This window comes from Kluyvera georgiana (assembly GCF_050990895.1).
In the GTDB taxonomy this organism is placed as follows: Bacteria; Pseudomonadota; Gammaproteobacteria; order Enterobacterales; family Enterobacteriaceae; genus Kluyvera; species Kluyvera georgiana.
In genome coordinates this window covers 4,307,193-4,323,756 of record NZ_CP158865.1, presented here as the reverse complement: position 1 = coordinate 4,323,756, position 16,564 = coordinate 4,307,193, and the positions used below count along the sequence as shown (strand labels likewise).

19 protein-coding genes are annotated in these 16,564 nt (G+C 52.6%); 13 read left to right on the top strand and 6 right to left on the bottom strand.

The features are described 5' to 3' along the window. Positions 1-77: 77 nt before the first annotated feature. From cheZ to fliE, 5 genes are all read right to left on the bottom strand, one after another. On the bottom strand, positions 78-716 hold the full coding sequence (cheZ, locus tag ABTW00_RS20540; RefSeq protein WP_433637265.1) for a protein phosphatase CheZ: 639 nt from the start codon (positions 714-716) through the stop codon (positions 78-80). A 2-nt stretch (positions 717-718) separates the two neighbouring features. Then, complete coding sequence (gene cheY / locus ABTW00_RS20535; protein WP_416872155.1) at positions 719-1,108, bottom strand: chemotaxis response regulator CheY; 390 nt, start codon at positions 1,106-1,108, stop codon at positions 719-721. 51 nt (positions 1,109-1,159) lie between these two features. Continuing rightward, positions 1,160-2,206 carry a protein-glutamate methylesterase/protein-glutamine glutaminase gene (locus ABTW00_RS20530; protein WP_433637263.1) on the bottom strand — a complete coding sequence of 349 codons (1,047 nt, stop codon included), beginning with the start codon at positions 2,204-2,206 and terminating at the stop codon, positions 1,160-1,162. Then, positions 2,203-3,039: a CheR family methyltransferase gene (locus ABTW00_RS20525; protein WP_433641101.1), complete on the bottom strand. Its 837-nt coding sequence runs from the start codon at positions 3,037-3,039 to the stop codon at positions 2,203-2,205. Before ABTW00_RS20525 ends, ABTW00_RS20530 begins: the two co-directional genes overlap by 4 nt. Positions 3,040-3,215: 176 nt before the next feature. Then, the gene (gene fliE / locus ABTW00_RS20520) at positions 3,216-3,551 is read right to left on the bottom strand and encodes a flagellar hook-basal body complex protein FliE (protein ID WP_433637261.1); all 336 of its coding nucleotides are present in this window, start codon (positions 3,549-3,551) and stop codon (positions 3,216-3,218) included. A 271-nt stretch (positions 3,552-3,822) separates the two neighbouring features. Between fliE and fliF the strand changes: the two genes are divergently transcribed. From fliF to fliR, 13 genes are all read left to right on the top strand, one after another. After that, positions 3,823-5,493: a flagellar basal-body MS-ring/collar protein FliF gene (gene fliF / locus ABTW00_RS20515; protein WP_433637258.1), complete on the top strand. Its 1,671-nt coding sequence runs from the start codon at positions 3,823-3,825 to the stop codon at positions 5,491-5,493. Continuing rightward, positions 5,490-6,476: a flagellar motor switch protein FliG gene (gene fliG, locus ABTW00_RS20510; protein WP_433637256.1), complete on the top strand. Its 987-nt coding sequence runs from the start codon at positions 5,490-5,492 to the stop codon at positions 6,474-6,476. Before fliF ends, fliG begins: the two co-directional genes overlap by 4 nt. Continuing rightward, entirely contained in the window at positions 6,469-7,179 is a 711-nt protein-coding gene (locus ABTW00_RS20505) for a flagellar assembly protein FliH (protein WP_433637254.1), read from the top strand. The genes fliG and ABTW00_RS20505 overlap by 8 nt, the downstream gene beginning before the upstream one ends. Then, the gene (fliI, locus tag ABTW00_RS20500) at positions 7,179-8,543 is read left to right on the top strand and encodes a flagellar protein export ATPase FliI (protein WP_433637251.1); all 1,365 of its coding nucleotides are present in this window, start codon (positions 7,179-7,181) and stop codon (positions 8,541-8,543) included. The genes ABTW00_RS20505 and fliI overlap by 1 nt, the downstream gene beginning before the upstream one ends. 14 nt (positions 8,544-8,557) lie before the next feature. Beyond that, the gene (fliJ, locus tag ABTW00_RS20495; RefSeq protein WP_433637249.1) at positions 8,558-9,004 is read left to right on the top strand and encodes a flagellar export protein FliJ; all 447 of its coding nucleotides are present in this window, start codon (positions 8,558-8,560) and stop codon (positions 9,002-9,004) included. Then, positions 9,001-10,122, top strand: coding sequence for a flagellar hook-length control protein FliK (locus tag ABTW00_RS20490; protein WP_433637247.1), 1,122 nt, complete (start codon positions 9,001-9,003; stop codon positions 10,120-10,122). The genes fliJ and ABTW00_RS20490 overlap by 4 nt, the downstream gene beginning before the upstream one ends. Before the next feature lie 144 nt (positions 10,123-10,266). After that, positions 10,267-10,764, top strand: coding sequence for a flagellar basal body-associated protein FliL (fliL, locus tag ABTW00_RS20485; RefSeq protein WP_433637244.1), 498 nt, complete (start codon positions 10,267-10,269; stop codon positions 10,762-10,764). A gap of 5 nt (positions 10,765-10,769) precedes the next feature. Further along, positions 10,770-11,768, top strand: a complete 999-nt coding sequence (gene fliM / locus ABTW00_RS20480) for a flagellar motor switch protein FliM (RefSeq protein ID WP_433637241.1) — start codon at positions 10,770-10,772, stop codon at positions 11,766-11,768. Between the two features lie 6 nt (positions 11,769-11,774). After that, entirely contained in the window at positions 11,775-12,179 is a 405-nt protein-coding gene (fliN, locus tag ABTW00_RS20475; protein WP_433637238.1) for a flagellar motor switch protein FliN, read from the top strand. Beyond that, positions 12,179-12,592, top strand: coding sequence for a flagellar biosynthetic protein FliO (gene fliO / locus ABTW00_RS20470; protein WP_433637236.1), 414 nt, complete (start codon positions 12,179-12,181; stop codon positions 12,590-12,592). Before fliN ends, fliO begins: the two co-directional genes overlap by 1 nt. Then, positions 12,589-13,353 carry a flagellar type III secretion system pore protein FliP gene (gene fliP / locus ABTW00_RS20465; protein ID WP_433637233.1) on the top strand — a complete coding sequence of 255 codons (765 nt, stop codon included), beginning with the start codon at positions 12,589-12,591 and terminating at the stop codon, positions 13,351-13,353. The genes fliO and fliP overlap by 4 nt, the downstream gene beginning before the upstream one ends. A gap of 11 nt (positions 13,354-13,364) precedes the next feature. Continuing rightward, complete coding sequence (gene fliQ, locus ABTW00_RS20460; RefSeq protein WP_416872140.1) at positions 13,365-13,634, top strand: flagellar biosynthesis protein FliQ; 270 nt, start codon at positions 13,365-13,367, stop codon at positions 13,632-13,634. 2 nt (positions 13,635-13,636) lie between these two features. After that, on the top strand, positions 13,637-14,422 hold the full coding sequence (fliR, locus tag ABTW00_RS20455) for a flagellar biosynthetic protein FliR (RefSeq protein ID WP_433637229.1): 786 nt from the start codon (positions 13,637-13,639) through the stop codon (positions 14,420-14,422). Between the two features lie 433 nt (positions 14,423-14,855). Here fliR and ABTW00_RS20450 read toward each other — a convergent pair whose 3' ends face one another. Then, a complete protein-coding gene (locus ABTW00_RS20450; protein WP_433637226.1) occupies positions 14,856-16,559 on the bottom strand; it encodes a methyl-accepting chemotaxis protein in 1,704 nt (567 codons plus the stop codon). Positions 16,560-16,564: the final 5 nt, after the last annotated feature.

Genomic DNA, 16,564 nt, shown 5'->3' with positions numbered 1-16,564 from the left:
ATCACGGGTACTTATTGAAACAGTCAGACAGGGTTAAGCGCTGCCGTGCCATACGGACGCTGGCAGCGCTTTTATGATTAGAAACCAAGGCTTTCAAGCAGGTCGTCAACCTGATCCTGTGAGGCGACAACGCCCGCTTTGGACTGGTCAATTTGCGGGCCATTTTTCAGATTCTGGCTCTCGATAACCTCATCCTGGCGTTCCGGCATATTCTCCAGCAGCACCTGAATCAGCTCTTTTTCCACGTTCTCAATCAGGCTCATCATGCGCTGGATGACTTGCCCGGTGAGATCCTGGAAATCCTGAGCCATCATGATTTGCATCAGCTGATCGTTGGTTTCGCTGGCAAGCTTCGGCGTGTCGGCCAGGAACTGGCGCGTATCGTTAACCAGATCTTTCGCCATCGGTAGTTCGATGGGGTTGGCGAACCAGGCGTCCCAGCGTTCGGTCAGCGCTTTTGAACGCGCATCCAGCTCATCCTGAAGCGGGCGGGCGTTTTCCACGCAGGTCAGCGCACATTCCGCGGCCTGCGAGGTTTTACCGACCACATAGCAGAGACGGTCGCGAGCATCCGGGATAGCTTCCGCAGCATCCATGATGGCGCGATCCAGGCCGAGGTTGGTCAGGCTATCGCGCAGCAGTCTGGTCAGGTGACCGATGCGTGAGAAGATATCTTTGTAGCTGTCGTGACTGACATCGTTGGTTTGTGAGTCCATCCTTACCACCCAAGTTTTTCAAAAATCTTGCCGAGTTTTTCTTCCAGCGTGGCGGCAGTGAACGGTTTAACGACATAGCCGCTGGCGCCCGCCTGAGCGGCGGCAATGATGTTCTCTTTTTTCGCTTCCGCGGTGACCATCAGAACCGGTAAATGGCTCAGTTCGCTGGATTTGCGGATTTCGGACAGCAGTTCCAGGCCATCCATGTTAGGCATGTTCCAGTCGCTGATGACGAAATCGAATTTTGATTCGCGCAGTCGGGCAAGCGCATCCTGGCCGTCTTCCGCTTCATCAACGTTGTTAAACCCCAAATCTTTTAAGAGGTTGCGAACGATACGTCGCATGGTGGCGAAATCGTCAACGACTAAGAAACGTAAGTTTTTATCTGCCATTTTTTTTCCTGATAGTAATTAGCCCCGTAGGGGATTGAGTAAATAACGTGCTTAAATTCGACGAGCCTGGCCAACAACGCTGTTCAGCATCTGTTGGCTCATGTCGGCGAGATCGACGACATCGCAGGCGGCATTCATGGCGATGGCTTCGCGCGGCATACCGAATACCACGCAGCTTCTCTCGCTTTGCGCGAAGGTATGGGCACCGGCATTGCGCATCGCCAGCAGGCCCCGCGCCCCGTCGTTGCCCATTCCGGTGAGGATGACGCCGACGGCGTTCTTTCCCGCGCAGGCGGCGACGGAGTTGAATAACACATCGACCGAGGGGCGATGACGGTTAACCGGCGCGGATTCGTTGAGCCTGATGTGGTAGTTCGCGCCGCTGCGCACCATTTCCATATGCAGCGCGCCGGGGGCGATATAGGCATGACCGGGAAGCACGCGATCGCCGTCCTCGGCCTCTTTGACGGAGATCTGGCACAGTTTGTCCAGCCGTTCGGCGAATGAACGGGTGAAGCCCGGCGGCATATGCTGGGCGATAACCAGCCCCGGACAGTTTCTTGGCAGCAGTGTTAATACCTGACGTAACGCTTCCGTACCGCCGGTAGAAGAGCCGATGGCGAAGATTTTTTCACTGCTGAGCAGCGGGGCGGAAATCACGCCCGATGGTGTGCTGCGCTGGTCGCGGCGATGCACGACGGCACGCGCGGCGGTACGGATTTTCTCCGCAATGGCTTCGCTATAGCCGTGCATTCCGTCTTTCAGCCCCATCTGCGGCTTAGTGACGAAATCGACCGCGCCGAGCTCGAGTGCGCTCAGCGTGATCTCGGAACCTTTGCTGGTCAGTGACGAAACCATCACGACCGGCATCGGGCGCAGGCGCATCAGACGCTCGAGAAAATCCAGCCCGTCCATACGCGGCATTTCGACATCCAGGGTCAGGACATCGGGGTTAAAGCGTTTAATCAGATCGCGGGCGATAATGGGATCGGGCGCCGTCGCGATCATTTCCATATCATCATGCTCATTCACGATATCCGTCATGATGTTGCGGATTAGCGCAGAATCATCGACGCAAAGGACTTTGATCTTACTCATCGTTGCTCCTTGGCCAGGGTATAAACCGACTGACCGCGTAGACGAAACGGCCCGTTGATATTGCTGAAGTGCTCCGAGTGGCCTACAAACAGAAGCCCGCCGGGCTTCAGCAGACGGGAAAAACGATTCAGCAGATGCTGTTGCGTTTTATTATCGAAGTAGATCATCACGTTGCGGCAAAAGATGGCGTCAAACGGCGCGGGGATATCCCAATTCTGGTCGAGCAGGTTTAAGTGCTGATAGTGGATAGTTTCCAGCAGATCCTTACGTACTTTCACCAGATGCTGCTGGGCGCCGGTTCCGCGCAGGAAATAGTTTCGCTTCTGCTCAAGTGACAGGTTGTCGAGATCGTTCAGGCGATATACGCCTGCCGACGCGGTGGACAGCACTTCAGTATCGATATCCGTTGCCCATACGCGTGGGCCGGCGCTGTAGTTTCCCAGCGTCTCATCGAGGGTAATGGCGACGGAACAGGGCTCTTCCCCCGTTGAGGAGGCCGTACACCAGACGTTATAGTTTCCCCGACGCTGGCGCGCGTGTTCGGCCAGAAGCGGAAAGTGATAAGCCTCGCGGAAAAAGGATGTCAGGTTGGTCGTCAGCGCGTTGACGAAAGACTGCCATTCGTCGCTGTTGGGATTGTTCTCCAGCATCCCGAGATAGTCCGCAAATCGGGTAAGCCGTAAATCACGTAAGCGGCGAGAAAGTCGGTTATAGACCATATCGCGCTTTTGGTTTGTTAAAACAATACCTGCACGTTGATAAATTAGCTCGCTAATTTTTTCCAGCTCACGATCGGAAACTCTGGGTTCAATATTCACTTTTTTGACATTCATGTTAATGACATCGTAATCGTTGCCCACAAATAACACTCCTACGATGTATAATAAGTAATGATAAAATTTATAATTCGTTCTTCTCAGATTGAAGAACGGTAAAGAAGGGTATTGTTTTCCTTTGTTGATTTTTTGTTAATAGCATTGCGATGTCTTTTAAGTGTTAATCTCAGTGATTAAACACCCATATTCATAATTTCCTGATAGGCGCTGACCATCTTATTTCTGACCTGGATACCCATATTTAGCGCAATTGACGACTTTTGCAGAGAAACCATCACATCATTTAAACCAATGTCGGAAGCGCCTGAAAGATAAGCCTCTGATTGCGTCTTTGCAGTAATTTGCGTTTGATTAATATTATTTACACTGTTGAACAGCAGCTCTGAGAAGGACGCGGTCTTATCATTACCAAAGTCAGAGATGAACGCACTTGGCCGTGGTGAACTGGATATTTGCTGAGTCTGAAACTGAATTTGCTCAAGTACGCTGCCCATTGACTGAATAGCCATTATTTCAACCTTCTATTTCGAAAAATGAAAAAGCGGTAATACCTCTTTTATTGCCGAAAGATTAACATATCACCAGCCTCTCAGAATAATTCGATAAGCTGACAGAAGTTTCAGCTTATCAGCACTTAAAAAAATCTTATTTAGAAGATAATACTCGCCATGGAATTCTGTCAGTGGATAGCCCGCTTCGTTTTCTGTTTACCCTTACAGGAGTACTGATGCGCAATATTGCGTCCAGATTGCGTCACTTATTTTTCTACAGGACTACGGCATGAATGCCACAACAAACGGAATAAAAAACAATAACATCGCCAGCGTGATGGCTGCGCTTGATCGCCTGCGCGCTAGCCCAAAACTCCTTCTGTTAATTGCGTCAGCGGCAGCGGTTTCGGTGATTGTCGCGCTTTTGCTATGGGCAAAGTCGCCTGACTATCGCGTGTTGTACAGCAACATCAGCGATCAGGACGGCGGGGCGATTGTGTCTCAGCTGTCGCAGTTGAATATCCCATACCGCTTCAATGAGCGCGGCGGCGCCATTATGGTTCCAGCCGACAAGGTACATGAAGCCCGACTTCAGTTGGCCCAGCAGGGGCTACCGAAGGGCGGTGCCGTGGGCTTTGAGCTGCTCGATCAGGAGAAGTTTGGCATTAGCCAGTTCAGCGAGCAGGTAAACTATCAGCGCGCGCTGGAAGGGGAACTGTCCCGAACTATCGAATCGTTGGGGCCGGTACAGACCGCCCGCGTGCATCTGGCCGTACCTAAGCCGTCCCTGTTTATTCGGGAACAAAAGCAGCCAACCGCCTCGGTAACGCTGAACCTCTACCCAGGCCGTACGATGGATGCCGGGCAGGTCAGCTCCATTTCCTATCTGATCGCCAGCGCCGTTCCGGGGCTGAATGCGGATGGGGTGACGGTGGTCGATCAGACCGGACGGCTGCTGACGCAGAACGGCGCTCAGGGACAGCAGACCTCCCAGCTGAAATATACCGGCGAAGTCGAGGCGGATTATCAGCACCGCATCCAGTCGATTCTGGCACCGATTGTGGGCCGCCAGAATGTGAAAGCGCAGGTCACCGCGCAGATTGACTTCACTCAGCATGAGCAAACCGCAGAGCAGTACCAGCCTAATACCGCGCCGGAAAAAATGTCGATCCGCAGCCGTCAGAGCTCCGACTCCCAGCAGGGCGGGCGCAACATCAACGGCGGTGTGCCGGGCGCTCTGAGCAACCAGCCGCCGGCTCCGGCGACGGCGCCGATAACCCAGCCGATCGCCAACCCGGAAGGCGGTCAGGGGGGCAATGATGCCGAAAATCCGCAGCTGGTGCCGTACAACAGCAATACGGGCGAAACCACGAACTATGAGCTCGACCGAACGCTGACCCATATCAAGCGCAGCACCGGTTCTATCGAACGTCTCTCCGTGGCGGTGGTGATTAACCATCTGCCGGGTAAAGAAGGCGAGGCCGAAGCGTTAACCCCGGAGCAGATGACGCAGATCACTGCGTTGGTGAAAGAGGCCGTGGGCTATTCCGAGGCGCGCGGCGATACCGTCAACATCGTCAACTCGCCGTTCAGTACCGCGGATGACGAGGTGATGCCACCGCTGTGGAAGCAGCCGGAATTCATCGATTTGATGATGTCCGCCGCACGCTATCTGCTGATTGCGATCGTCGCTTTTGTCCTCTGGCGTAAAGCCGTTCAGCCAGCATGGATGCGCCATCAGGAGCTGATTCTGCAGCGCCTTGAGCTCGAAAAAGAGGCGCGTGAAGCCGAGCTGAATGCGCGTAAACAGGAAAAAGAGAACAACGCCCGTGCTAAGGCCCAGCAGCGCGTTGATACCGAAATGCACACGCAGCAGCTGCGTGATATGGCAGAGCAGGAACCTCAGGTGATTGCGCTTGTCCTTCGCCAGTGGATGAACAAGGAGCACCCACAGTCATGAATGCTTATGAAAAAAGCGCCGTCGTGATGCTAACGCTGGGCGATGAGCGCGCTGCGGAAGTGTTTAAGCATCTGAATACCCATGAAGTGACTCAAATCAGTGCGGCGATGGTCAGTATGAGTGGTTTCACCCACGAAGAGCTGGCGGGGGTGCTGAAAGAGTTTCAGCACGATGCCACCGAATTTGCGGTACTCAGCGTCAACACCAGCGATTACCTGCGTAGCGTCCTGGTCAAAGCGATGGGCGAAGAGCGCGCCTCCAGCCTGCTGGAAGACCTGCTGGATTCGCAGAACGGCAATAACGGTATTGAAACGCTCAACTTTATGGAGCCGGCGACCGTTTACGATCTTATTCGCGACGAGCATCCGCAGATTATCGCGACCATCCTTGTGCACCTGAAGCGTTCTCAGGCGGCTGACGTGCTGGCGAAATTCGACGAGCGCGAGCGTAACGACATTATGCTGCGTATTGCCACCTTCGGCGGCGTTCAGCCAGCCGCGTTGCAGGAACTGACCGAAGTGCTTAACGGCCTGCTGCACGGTCAGAATCTCAAACGCAGCAAGATGGGCGGTGTTCGTCCTGCGGCGGAGATTCTGAACCTGATGAAATCTCAGCAGGAAGAGGCCGCTATCGAAGCCGTTCGCGAGTACGACCACGAGCTGGCGCAGAAAATCATCGACGAGATGTTCCTGTTCGAAAATCTGGTCGAAATGGAAGACCGCAGCATCCAGCGCATTCTCCAGGAAGTGGACAACGAGTCGCTCATCATTGCGCTCAAAGGTTCCGAAGCGCCGCTGCGCGACAAATTCTTCCGCAACATGTCGCGTCGTCAGTCCGAGATCATGCTGGAAGATCTCAATTCACGCGCGCCTGTTCGTATGTCTCAGGTGGAAGCCGAGCAGAAAAACATTCTGCTTATTGTTCGCCGCTTAGCGGAGACCGGCGAAGTGGTCATTGGCGGTAGCGAGGATGTCTATGTCTGATAATGGCTGGCAAAACTGGCAGCCGCAGGATCTGCTGGCTGACGAAAACCAGAGTGAGATGGACGCAATGCCGTCGGTATCGACCGTTAACCCGGCCACTCACTATGAATCTGATGAGCTGCTGCAGGCTGAGCTCACGCGCATTCGCCAGCAGGCGGAAAAAAAAGGATTTGCCCAGGGCGAAGCGCGCGGCATTGAGGAAGGAAAGCAGCGCGGTTACGAAGAGGGGCTGTTGCAGGGCAAGAAAGAAGGGCTGGCGAGTGGTCTGGCTGAGGCGCAGGCAAAGCAGGATGAAAGCATTGAACGCCTCAATAAGTTGTTCACCGAGTTTAAATCGGCGCTCGATAGTCTGGACTGCGTTATCCCGTCTCGCCTGGTGCAGCTCTCCTTGACGGCGGTTCGCTCCATGCTGGGTAAAAACTTTGTCCCCGATAACGCGCTTTTAATGGAGAAGATTCAGCAACTGGTTGAAGAGGACACGATGTTCAAAGGCGACGCGCAGCTGTGGGTCAACCAGGCCGACGTGGCGATTGTCGAAGAGCATCTGGGAACCACGCTGGCGTCAATGGGCTGGGAGTTGCGCGGCGATGCCGCCATGCTACCGGGCGGATGCCGGATAACCTCCCAGGATGGCGAAATTGATGCCACGCTGGAGACGCGCTGGCAGGAGCTGTGCAACCTCAGCCGTGAGGATTACCTCTGATGATGAAACGGCTTACCGACTGGCTGGAGGAGATTAACGCTCGGGAGTCGCAGGTGGCTTCGTTGCGGCCCTATCGTCAGTACGGAAAACTGACTCGCGCAACCGGGCTGGTGATGGAGGCTATTGGCCTTAAGCTACCCATTGGCACTCTGTGTATCGTCGAGCGTAAGCAGGGTGAGACCCTGCATCGTGTCGAGAGTGAAGTGGTTGGCTTTAACGGTGAGACGCTGTACCTCATGCCGCTGGAAAACGTCGACGGTATTTTACCTGGCGCGCGGGTCTACGCGATTGAAAGCGAAGAGGGCAAACAGCTGCCTTTGGGCCCGGAGCTGCTGGGCCGGGTACTGGATGCCAGCGCCCGGCCGCTGGACGGCCTGCCGCCGCCGAGTCGTCATGACCGCAATACGTTGTTTACCCAGCCCTTTAACCCACTTTTGCGTAACCAGATTAAAGATGTGCTCGATGTCGGCGTCAGGGCGATCAACGGCCTGCTGACGGTTGGGCGCGGCCAGCGCATGGGGCTTTTTGCCGGCTCTGGGGTGGGCAAAAGCGTTCTGCTTGGCATGATGGCGCGTTTTACCAAAGCGGATGTCATCGTGGTTGGGCTGATTGGCGAGCGCGGAAGGGAAGTTAAAGACTTCATCGAAAATATTCTCGGCAAAGAGGGGCTGAGCCGCTCGGTCGTGATCGCCGCCCCGGCGGACGTTTCGCCCATTCTGCGGATGCAGGGCGCGGTGTACGCCACGCGTATCGCAGAAGATTTCCGCGATCGCGGTATGGACGTGCTGTTGATTATGGATTCACTGACCCGCTATGCCATGGCTCAGCGTGAAATTGCCCTGGCGATCGGCGAACCGCCGGCGACCAAAGGTTATCCGCCTTCCGTGTTTGCCAAACTGCCCGCCCTGGTTGAGCGCGCCGGTAACGGTATTAAGGGCGGCGGCTCGATTACCGCCTTCTATACCGTCCTCACCGAAGGGGACGATCAGCAGGATCCTATCGCCGATTCTGCGCGCGCCATTCTTGATGGTCATGTGGTGCTTTCGCGACGACTGGCGGAGGCAGGGCACTATCCCGCCATCGATATTGAGGCGTCGATCAGCAGGGCAATGACGGAACTGATTGATAAAGAACACTATGTGAAGGTGCGCAATTTTAAGCAACTGCTCTCTTCCTATCAGCGTAACCGCGATCTCATCAGCGTCGGTGCTTATGCGACGGGGAGCGATCCGATGCTGGATCGAGCGATTGCCATCTATCCGCAGCTGGAGGGCTTTTTACAGCAGGCCATTCATGAAAGCTGTGATTTTGAAGCCTCTATGCAGCAGCTGGATGCGATTTTTGACAACAACAGCGGTTACTAAGGTTAAAAACCGAAATGAGCAACTCACCGATGGACGTGCTGCGCGATCTGGCGCAACAGAAACTCGACGATACCACGATGAACCTGGGCAAAGCGCAGCAGAGCCACTCTCAGGCTGTTTTGCAGCTTGAACAGCTGAAATCTTATCAGCAGGAATATCAGCAACAACTGCGTAGCAACGTGGCGGATAAAGGCATTCTGATTGCCGACCTCGTCAATCAGCAGTCGTTTATCGACTCGCTGGGGAGCGTGGTGCGGCAGCATGCGACGCATGTCGAAGCCTGTCTGCAATCGGTCAATCAGGTATTGAGCACATGGCGTCACGATAAGCAGCGGCTTAACGCCTTCGATACTCTGAAGAATCGCGCAGAAGCGGTCAGGGCGCATAGAGAGAGTCGCCAGGAACAGAAAATGATGGATGAATTCGCCCAGCGAGCCAGCGCGGGCAAGGAGCTTTTATGAACGTAACGACAACACCTATTGCGGCGCAGAATGGACCTTTATCAACCATAACCCCGCAGGATGAGGCGAATACTTTCGCAGCGGTGCTGGATGAGAAATTCGCGGCGGCGCAGCCGGCAAGCAACGTTGACGGGTATCCGCCGGAACCTGCCGCCGCGCAGCCGGACAACGCAATGAGCCAGGAAGAGGCCCTATCCGAGCAGCTGTCGACAATGGAACGTACTGCGGTGCCCGTGCTTCCGCAGCTGATGATTCAGGTCGATAAGGTTGCCCAGGCGCTGGTCCCGGACGCCCCTGCTGATGCCGGGGGGGATCAAGATGAGCTGTCGCTGGCGATGGTGCAAAGCCGTAGCGGCCAGCGGGATGGCGGCGTGACGTTGGCGAGTACGACGGCGGCCAATGGCCCGACCGCTGCGGCCCAGGCTTCACTGCCAGGAGAGGGCGCTGAAAAGCGCGACAACCCGCAGGGTGCACAGACGCCAGAATATCTGCTGCAGTCTGCCGACGCCGTCAATAGCCGAATTACAGCCGTTTCTTCAATGCCTGAAATGGGGGCAAATGCGCCGTCAATTCAGGAAGGACAGATGCTACCTCTGACGCATGCTAGCTTGTCAACAACACCGCTGACGCCGTCGGCGCAGGTAGCCCCGACCGTGGCGGCACCGGTAGCTACCGCTACGATAAGCCAGGAGCTGGGTACCGAGGCGTGGCGACAGTCGTTAAATCAGCAGATCAATCTCTATAGCCGCAACGGCATTCAGAACGCGGAAATTCGCCTGAACCCGCAGGAGCTGGGGGTTATCCGCATCAATATGCAGTTGAACAGCGACCAGGCCACGTTGCACTTTGTCTCCGAGAACCATCAGGTTCGCGCCGCTCTGGAAGCCGCAATGCCGCAGCTCCGTACCTCGCTGGCAGAATCCGGGATTCAGCTTGGCGAGAGCAGCGTAGGGGCCGAATCGTCATCTTCATGGGAAGACCATGCCAGAAGCGGGCGGTACGCTGCTCAGGGCACTAGCGAAGAGGAAAATGGCGATATTCTGGCAGACCAGGCTGATTCTGAAGCACGTGTTTTACAGAGGTCCATTCGCCCCCATGGGATAAATACGTTCGCGTGATGGAAATAGCTAACACTCAAGTTACGGACACTAATTCGACCTCATCGCTGAATTGTTTGCGCAAGGGTCTGTAATAGAATACGTGGCTCTTTTAGAGAAGTCTTATCAGATGCTCTCTATGATTTATAACAAGGTTTTCACATAATGCCAAAAAAGAATCAAAATTCAGCTGGAGAAAAGAAAAAACCGCTTATCGTTATTCTTCTCCTGTTAATCGCGCTCGGCACGTGTGCAATTGCTGGTTATACATTATATGAAATGAAGAATATCAAAATGCTGGCCGTAGAGGGCGCATCCGATCAGCCGAGAGCCGTTGAGTCGGTTGTTCCGGTATATATTCCGATGGATACGTTTACCGTGAGCCTGAAACCAACGCAGCGTGAACATGACCGTATTCTGTATATCGGTCTGACGCTGCGGGTAAGAGATGAACAATCTCAGCAATTGATTGAAAAATTTCTACCAGAAGTGCGCAGCCGCCTGCTTGTTTTATTCTCTAAGCAAACGGCGGAGGAGTTATCCACCGATGAAGGGAAATATCAGCTGGTGGAGACGATTAAATCGGTCATGAATAAACCTTTTGCGGCTGAGCAAAGTGTGATAGTGACTGACGTATTGTTTAATGCATTCATCTTACGGTAATTTCAATGTCTGATAGCACTTTATCTCAGGCTGAAATTGATCGCCTGTTGAATGGCGGGAGCAGTTCTGATAGCGAAACAGAGAGATTAAATACGGCACTGGATGAAGGGGTTAAACCTTACGATCCGAATATTCAGCGCCGTGTTGTTCGTGAACGTCTGCATTCTCTGGAAATTATTAACGAACGTTTTGCACGTCAGTTTCGTATTGGTTTATTTAATTTACTGCGCCGTAGTCCGGACGTTACCGCTGGGAATATTAAAATCCAGCCGTACCATGAGTTTGCGCGTAATTTACCGGTGCCAACTAACCTGAATCTGGTTCATATGAACCCGTTGCGCGGTACCGCTCTGTTTGCGTTTTCACCGAACCTGGTTTTTATGGCGGTGGATAACCTGTTCGGCGGCGATGGCCGGTTCCCAACTAAAGCCGATGGGCGAGAGTTTACGCCCACCGAACAACGCATTATTCAACGTATTATGGCGATGGCGCTGGAGGCTTATGACTATGGTTGGGGCTCCATTTATAAGCTGAAGACCGACTATGTCCGTTCCGAAGTGCAGGTGAAATTTACCAATATTACTTCTTCACCGAACGATATTGTCGTCACCACGCCATTTTACGTAGAGATTGGTGCGCATCGGGGTGAATTTGAGATTTGTATCCCTTTTAGCATTATTGAACCGCTGCGTGAATTGCTGACGAATCCGCCGATGGAGAATTCGAAGCAGGAAAATGCCCAGTGGCGACAAAAAATGGCTTCGCAGGTGCGTTCGACGGAAGTGGAGCTGGTCGCGAATTTCTCGGAAATTGATTCGCGTCTCTCGCACATTATGAAACTGAAACAGGGGGATATTATTCCGGTCGATAAACCAGAGAGTATTCTCGCGCTGGTCGGCGGAGTCCCGGTGTTGTCAGGTAAATATGGCTGTGTGAACAACCAATATGCTCTGAAAGTTGAGCAGATGATGAATCCAGGTTTAGGAACTTTTAAAAAGGAGTAGTTACCAATGAGTAACACCACCACACCTTCTGATGATGACAACAAATCCATTGACGATCTGTGGGGAGATGCAATGAATGAGCAGCTGTCCGTGGAGAGCAGTGCCGCGGCGCCGCTTTCGGCAAAAGACAATCTGGCTGCGCATTTTTCCCAGGATCTGGATTTAATTCTTGATATTCCCGTCAAAATGACCGTGGAATTAGGTCGTACAAAAATGACCGTCAAGGAGTTGTTAAGCCTGAGCCAGGGCTCGGTCGTCGCTCTGGAAGGGCTCGCCGGGGAACCGCTGGATATTTTAATTAATGGTTATTTAATCGCCCAAGGGGAAGTTGTCGTGGTGTCCGATAAATTCGGAATTCGTATCACTGATATTATTACTCCTTCGGAGCGTATGCACCGTTTGAGTCGATAATGAAGAGTCATACCACAACCGAAATTCAAACTTCATCTCCGATAATTGATAACAGCACTCCAGGCTCGGTCCTTTTTAATGTTGGAGGCGCGTTATGTCTCATTCTGTTCTTCATTGCCGGTATTGCCTGGATTGCTCGCCGCGCGGGCTTTGCGCCGCATGCCGTTCGCGGTAACAAGCTGATTACCGTGAAGAGCAGCCAGTCGCTCGGCCAGCGCGAACGCGTGGTGGTGGTTGAAGTTGACGATAAGTGGCTGCTTCTGGGTGTCACCCCATCCAATATTACCTGTCTGGCCACGATGGAAAAAAAGCAGGATGAGGTGATGGATGCGGAAGAGGTTTCACGCACGATCGATTTTCAGTCGGTGCTGGGAACGATGCTGAAAAAGCGTAAAACGGAGCGGGCAGAATGAGCGCGTTCTGGCATCGCCACAGAAGCGGATTCCTGGTGCTGATACTGCTCAGCGCATGCTGGCTACTGCCGACCGGCTCTGCGCTAGCGGCAAACAGCGATTTTATGCTGACGCGATCCAATAGTGGTGAAACCTGGTCTCTGCCGGTGCAAACGCTGGTACTGCTGACCTCGATTACCTTTTTGCCCGCTATTCTGTTGATGATGACCGGTTTTACTCGCGTCATTATTGTGCTTGGGCTCCTGCGTAATGCATTAGGTACGCCGTCGACTCCGCCAAACCAGGTACTGCTTGGGCTGGCATTGTTTTTGACATTTTACGTGATGTCTCCGGTATTTAACGAAATTCATCGGGAAGCCTGGGTACCGCTGACCGAAGATAAAATTTCGCTGGAAACGGCGCTCGACCGCGCGGTCGTGCCAATGAAATCTTTTATGATGGCCCAGACGCGTGAGACGGATCTGGCGCTGTATACGCGCATGGCAAAGGCGGAGAACTTTGACACTCCCGATGACGTGCCGCTGAATATTTTGCTCCCGGCGTTTGTGACCAGCGAGCTGAAAACCGGCTTCCAGATTGGCTTTACGGTGTTTATCCCGTTCCTGATTATCGATCTGGTGGTGGCGAGCGTGCTGATGGCTCTCGGTATGATGATGGTGCCACCGGCAACCATTTCCCTGCCGTTTAAGCTGATGCTGTTTGTGCTGGTGGATGGCTGGCAATTATTAATGGGCTCATTAGCTCAAAGTTTCTTTAGTTAGGCAGAGTACAAATGACACCAGAAAGTGTAATGGCGATGGGGTTTCAGGCGGTTAAGGTTGGCCTGATGATCGCGACCCCTCTGTTAATTGCGGCGCTGCTGACGGGTTTGACGATCAGTATTCTGCAGGCCTCAACGCAGATAAATGAAATGACCTTGTCGTTTATTCCGAAGATCCTCATGATCCTCGCGGTAGCAATTTGTCTTGGCCCATGGATGATGAGCCTGTTCCTTGACTACATGCGTACCTTATATAGCAACCTACCCTATATGATCGGCTAGTCATGCTTACTCTGCCAGTCGAAAGCCTGTACCAGCAAATCAGTCATGTCTTTTGGCCAGCACTTCGCGTGCTGGCCATTTTCACCACGGCGCCTATTTTCAACGAAAGCGAAATTCCGAAGAAAGTGAAGGTGGGCCTTGCGCTGATTATCGCATTTTTAATCAGCCGTAATTTACCGGATAGTCATCTGGTGATGATTTCGTATCAGGGGCTATGGGTTGCCGCACAGCAGCTGATTATTGGCGCGGCAATGGGCCTGACCGTCCAGCTCATTTTTGTGGCGGTACGCACCGCCGGTGAAATTATGGGGCTGCAGATGGGACTTTCCTTTGCGACATTCTTTGATCCTTCCGGCGGTGGGAATATGCCGGTGATCGCCAGGATATTAAACCTGCTGGCAACGCTACTGTTTCTTACGTTTAATGGGCATCTGTGGTTCCTGACAATCTTAAGCGAGAGCTTTGTTGTTGTGCCCATCAATAGTGAGGCTATCGATACCAGCGGGTTCTATTATCTGGCGCACGTTGCTGGCCTGGTGTTTCGCAGCGGCCTGATGCTTGGGCTGCCGATTATAACGCTGTTGTTATCAATTAACTTTACGCTCGGTCTGCTGAACCGTCTGACGCCTCAGCTCTCTATTTTTGTCGTGGGTTTCCCGCTGACCCTGACCGTGGGGATGACCGCGCTGACTATTGAGATGTATACACTGGCGCCGTTCTTCGAAAATCTGATGACCAATATCTTTGATCATCTATCAAATATTATCCTGATGTTTAGTGGCCGCTAAATTATCCTCTCTGTACCCACCTTCCATATTTTGTTGTTTTCCTGGTGCTTGCATTGATAGCCAGGCAATGGCTTTCAATGTAAACCATTAATCTATTTTGATACCGTAAAAAGGATGGGTTAAAGCAGGAGGAAAAAGGCCCGGAGTATGGGCTATGGAGAGATTACACCCCGGGCAATACTTCTAGACAACATCTTGATTATATAACATCGGAATATTACCAACACTTATTCAATTGGGTAAATAAGCGCTATTATTGAAAGAGGGTATACCTTTTTTGGTAGTTAATTTGTTGAGTGTCGGAGATAATGTTTTCTGTCTAATATTATATTGTTGATAATACGAATAACCGTATTGTTATTTCATTGAAAGCAAAAACGCCTCATGTTTAGCATGAGGCGTTGCTTATCATTAGCGAATTACATCGTTGTGATTAGAACTGCTCCCAACGATCGTTGTCCGATGTTAATGCGGTCGCCGAGGTGTGAGACTCCTTACTTTCATTTTTGACGACGTTTTTTTTGACCGTTGCGGCTCTGAAGGGTTCTCTCTTATAGCTAGCGTGGCTGTCCTCCTCAATACGGAAGAGAGCGACGGCCTGATTAAGGCGGCTAGCCTGCGCTTCCAGTTCTGCGGACGCTGCGGCAGACTCTTCTACCAGAGAGGTGTTTTGCTGCGTCACGCGATCCATTTCCGCAACGGCAACCCCGACCTGCTGTATGCCATTGCTTTGCTCTTCAGAAGCACAGGCAATTTCGTTCATGATATCGGTGACATTGCTGATTGAGCTGATAATATCGCCCATTGTCTGACCCGCGTTTTCGGCATATTTAGCACCGGAAGAGATTTTATTCACCGATTCATCAATTAGCGTTTTAATCTCTTTGGCCGCCTGTGCGCTACGCTGCGCCAGGCTGCGAACTTCACTGGCGACCACGGCGAAACCGCGGCCCTGTTCACCGGCCCGCGCGGCTTCTACGGCAGCATTCAGCGCCAGGATATTGGTCTGGAAGGCAATTCCGTCGATAACGCTGGTGATCTCGGCAATTTTCTGCGAGCTATCGGCGATGTCGTTCATCGTCATCACCACGTTTTCAACGACTTTTCCGCCCTGGCCGGCGGTTTCAGACGCGCTGTGCGCCAGATGGCTGGCCTGCTGGGCGTTTTCGGCGTTCTGTTTAACCGTTGCCGTCAATTCTTCCATGCTGGCAGCCGTCTCTTCCAGGGACGCGGCCTGCTGTTCGGTACGGGCGGAAAGATCGTTATTGCCGTTGGCAATTTCGCTGGCTCCGGTATAAATCGCATTGGCGCCGCTGCGGACCTCTCCGACGGTTTTGGCTAACGCTTTTTGCATATTGTTTAACGCGTTGGCAATTTGTCCCATCTCATTGGTGCCTTCCACGCCGACAGGAGTCACCAGGTCGCCGTCAGAAATGTTCTTGATGCTTGCGAGAATTTTATTCATTGGCGCTATCAGCACGGTTTTGATGCCGTACAGGCTGATAATGAAAATAGAAAACGTGACCATCACAACGCACAGAATAGTCCACAGCGCGGTGTTGGATGAGTTACGGGTTTCAGCAGAAAGGTAGTCCGATACGCGGTCAATCTCTTTGCGGTAATCAAAGAAAGCGGCCTGCAGTCCGTCGTGATGTTCCTGAGTCGGATAGGTCGCAAAACCTTCTAAGTCATGCGCTCGTAAAATCTGGATGAGCTCGGCAAGCCCTTTGGAGTATATCTCGTAATTTTTGGTAATGGCATAGATGATATTATCATCGACGTGAGGGTTGCGTGGAACATTATTAAATTCGGTCCAGTAGCGCTGGGATGCATTTAATTCACTGTCTGCTTTTGAAAGCAACTCTTGCGCCAGTGCGTTGTCCTGGGAGGATGTGCCATTTTCACCGCTGTTGGCTAAAAAACGAGAACTGCGGTTAATAGAAATACGCGCTTCCAACATCGAACTCCATGCTGACTCCAGGAAATCGGCGCGAGTATTCAGCGTTGTGACGGTGTGTAGCGCATCATCACTCATTTTTTGTGCTTTGTAAGAAAGCCCGGCGGAGACTAATTGAAATGCTAAGAGAAGAACGAGCAGAACGATTAAACTGGTGGCGATTTTGATTCGGTTTAGCATGGCTT

Excerpts from the sequence above, each read along its gene's own strand:
- cheY (WP_416872155.1), bottom strand. The coding sequence starts at position 1,108 with ATGGCAGATAAAAACTTACGTTTCTTAGTCGTTGACGATTTCGCCACC.
- ABTW00_RS20490 (WP_433637247.1), top strand. The coding sequence starts at position 9,001 with ATGAACGTAACGACAACACCTATTGCGGCGCAGAATGGACCTTTATCA.
- fliI (WP_433637251.1), top strand. The coding sequence starts at position 7,179 with ATGATGAAACGGCTTACCGACTGGCTGGAGGAGATTAACGCTCGGGAG.
- fliJ (WP_433637249.1), top strand. The coding sequence starts at position 8,558 with ATGAGCAACTCACCGATGGACGTGCTGCGCGATCTGGCGCAACAGAAA.
- fliO (WP_433637236.1), top strand. The coding sequence starts at position 12,179 with ATGAAGAGTCATACCACAACCGAAATTCAAACTTCATCTCCGATAATT.
- ABTW00_RS20505 (WP_433637254.1), top strand. The coding sequence starts at position 6,469 with ATGTCTGATAATGGCTGGCAAAACTGGCAGCCGCAGGATCTGCTGGCT.
- ABTW00_RS20530 (WP_433637263.1), bottom strand. The coding sequence starts at position 2,206 with ATGAGTAAGATCAAAGTCCTTTGCGTCGATGATTCTGCGCTAATCCGC.
- ABTW00_RS20525 (WP_433641101.1), bottom strand. The coding sequence starts at position 3,039 with ATGAATGTCAAAAAAGTGAATATTGAACCCAGAGTTTCCGATCGTGAG.
- fliM (WP_433637241.1), top strand. The coding sequence starts at position 10,770 with ATGTCTGATAGCACTTTATCTCAGGCTGAAATTGATCGCCTGTTGAAT.
- cheZ (WP_433637265.1), bottom strand. The coding sequence starts at position 716 with ATGGACTCACAAACCAACGATGTCAGTCACGACAGCTACAAAGATATC.
- fliF (WP_433637258.1), top strand. The coding sequence starts at position 3,823 with ATGAATGCCACAACAAACGGAATAAAAAACAATAACATCGCCAGCGTG.
- ABTW00_RS20450 (WP_433637226.1), bottom strand. The coding sequence starts at position 16,559 with ATGCTAAACCGAATCAAAATCGCCACCAGTTTAATCGTTCTGCTCGTT.
- fliE (WP_433637261.1), bottom strand. The coding sequence starts at position 3,551 with ATGGCTATTCAGTCAATGGGCAGCGTACTTGAGCAAATTCAGTTTCAG.
- fliN (WP_433637238.1), top strand. The coding sequence starts at position 11,775 with ATGAGTAACACCACCACACCTTCTGATGATGACAACAAATCCATTGAC.
- fliL (WP_433637244.1), top strand. The coding sequence starts at position 10,267 with ATGCCAAAAAAGAATCAAAATTCAGCTGGAGAAAAGAAAAAACCGCTT.
- fliQ (WP_416872140.1), top strand. The coding sequence starts at position 13,365 with ATGACACCAGAAAGTGTAATGGCGATGGGGTTTCAGGCGGTTAAGGTT.
- fliR (WP_433637229.1), top strand. The coding sequence starts at position 13,637 with ATGCTTACTCTGCCAGTCGAAAGCCTGTACCAGCAAATCAGTCATGTC.
- fliP (WP_433637233.1), top strand. The coding sequence starts at position 12,589 with ATGAGCGCGTTCTGGCATCGCCACAGAAGCGGATTCCTGGTGCTGATA.
- fliG (WP_433637256.1), top strand. The coding sequence starts at position 5,490 with ATGAATGCTTATGAAAAAAGCGCCGTCGTGATGCTAACGCTGGGCGAT.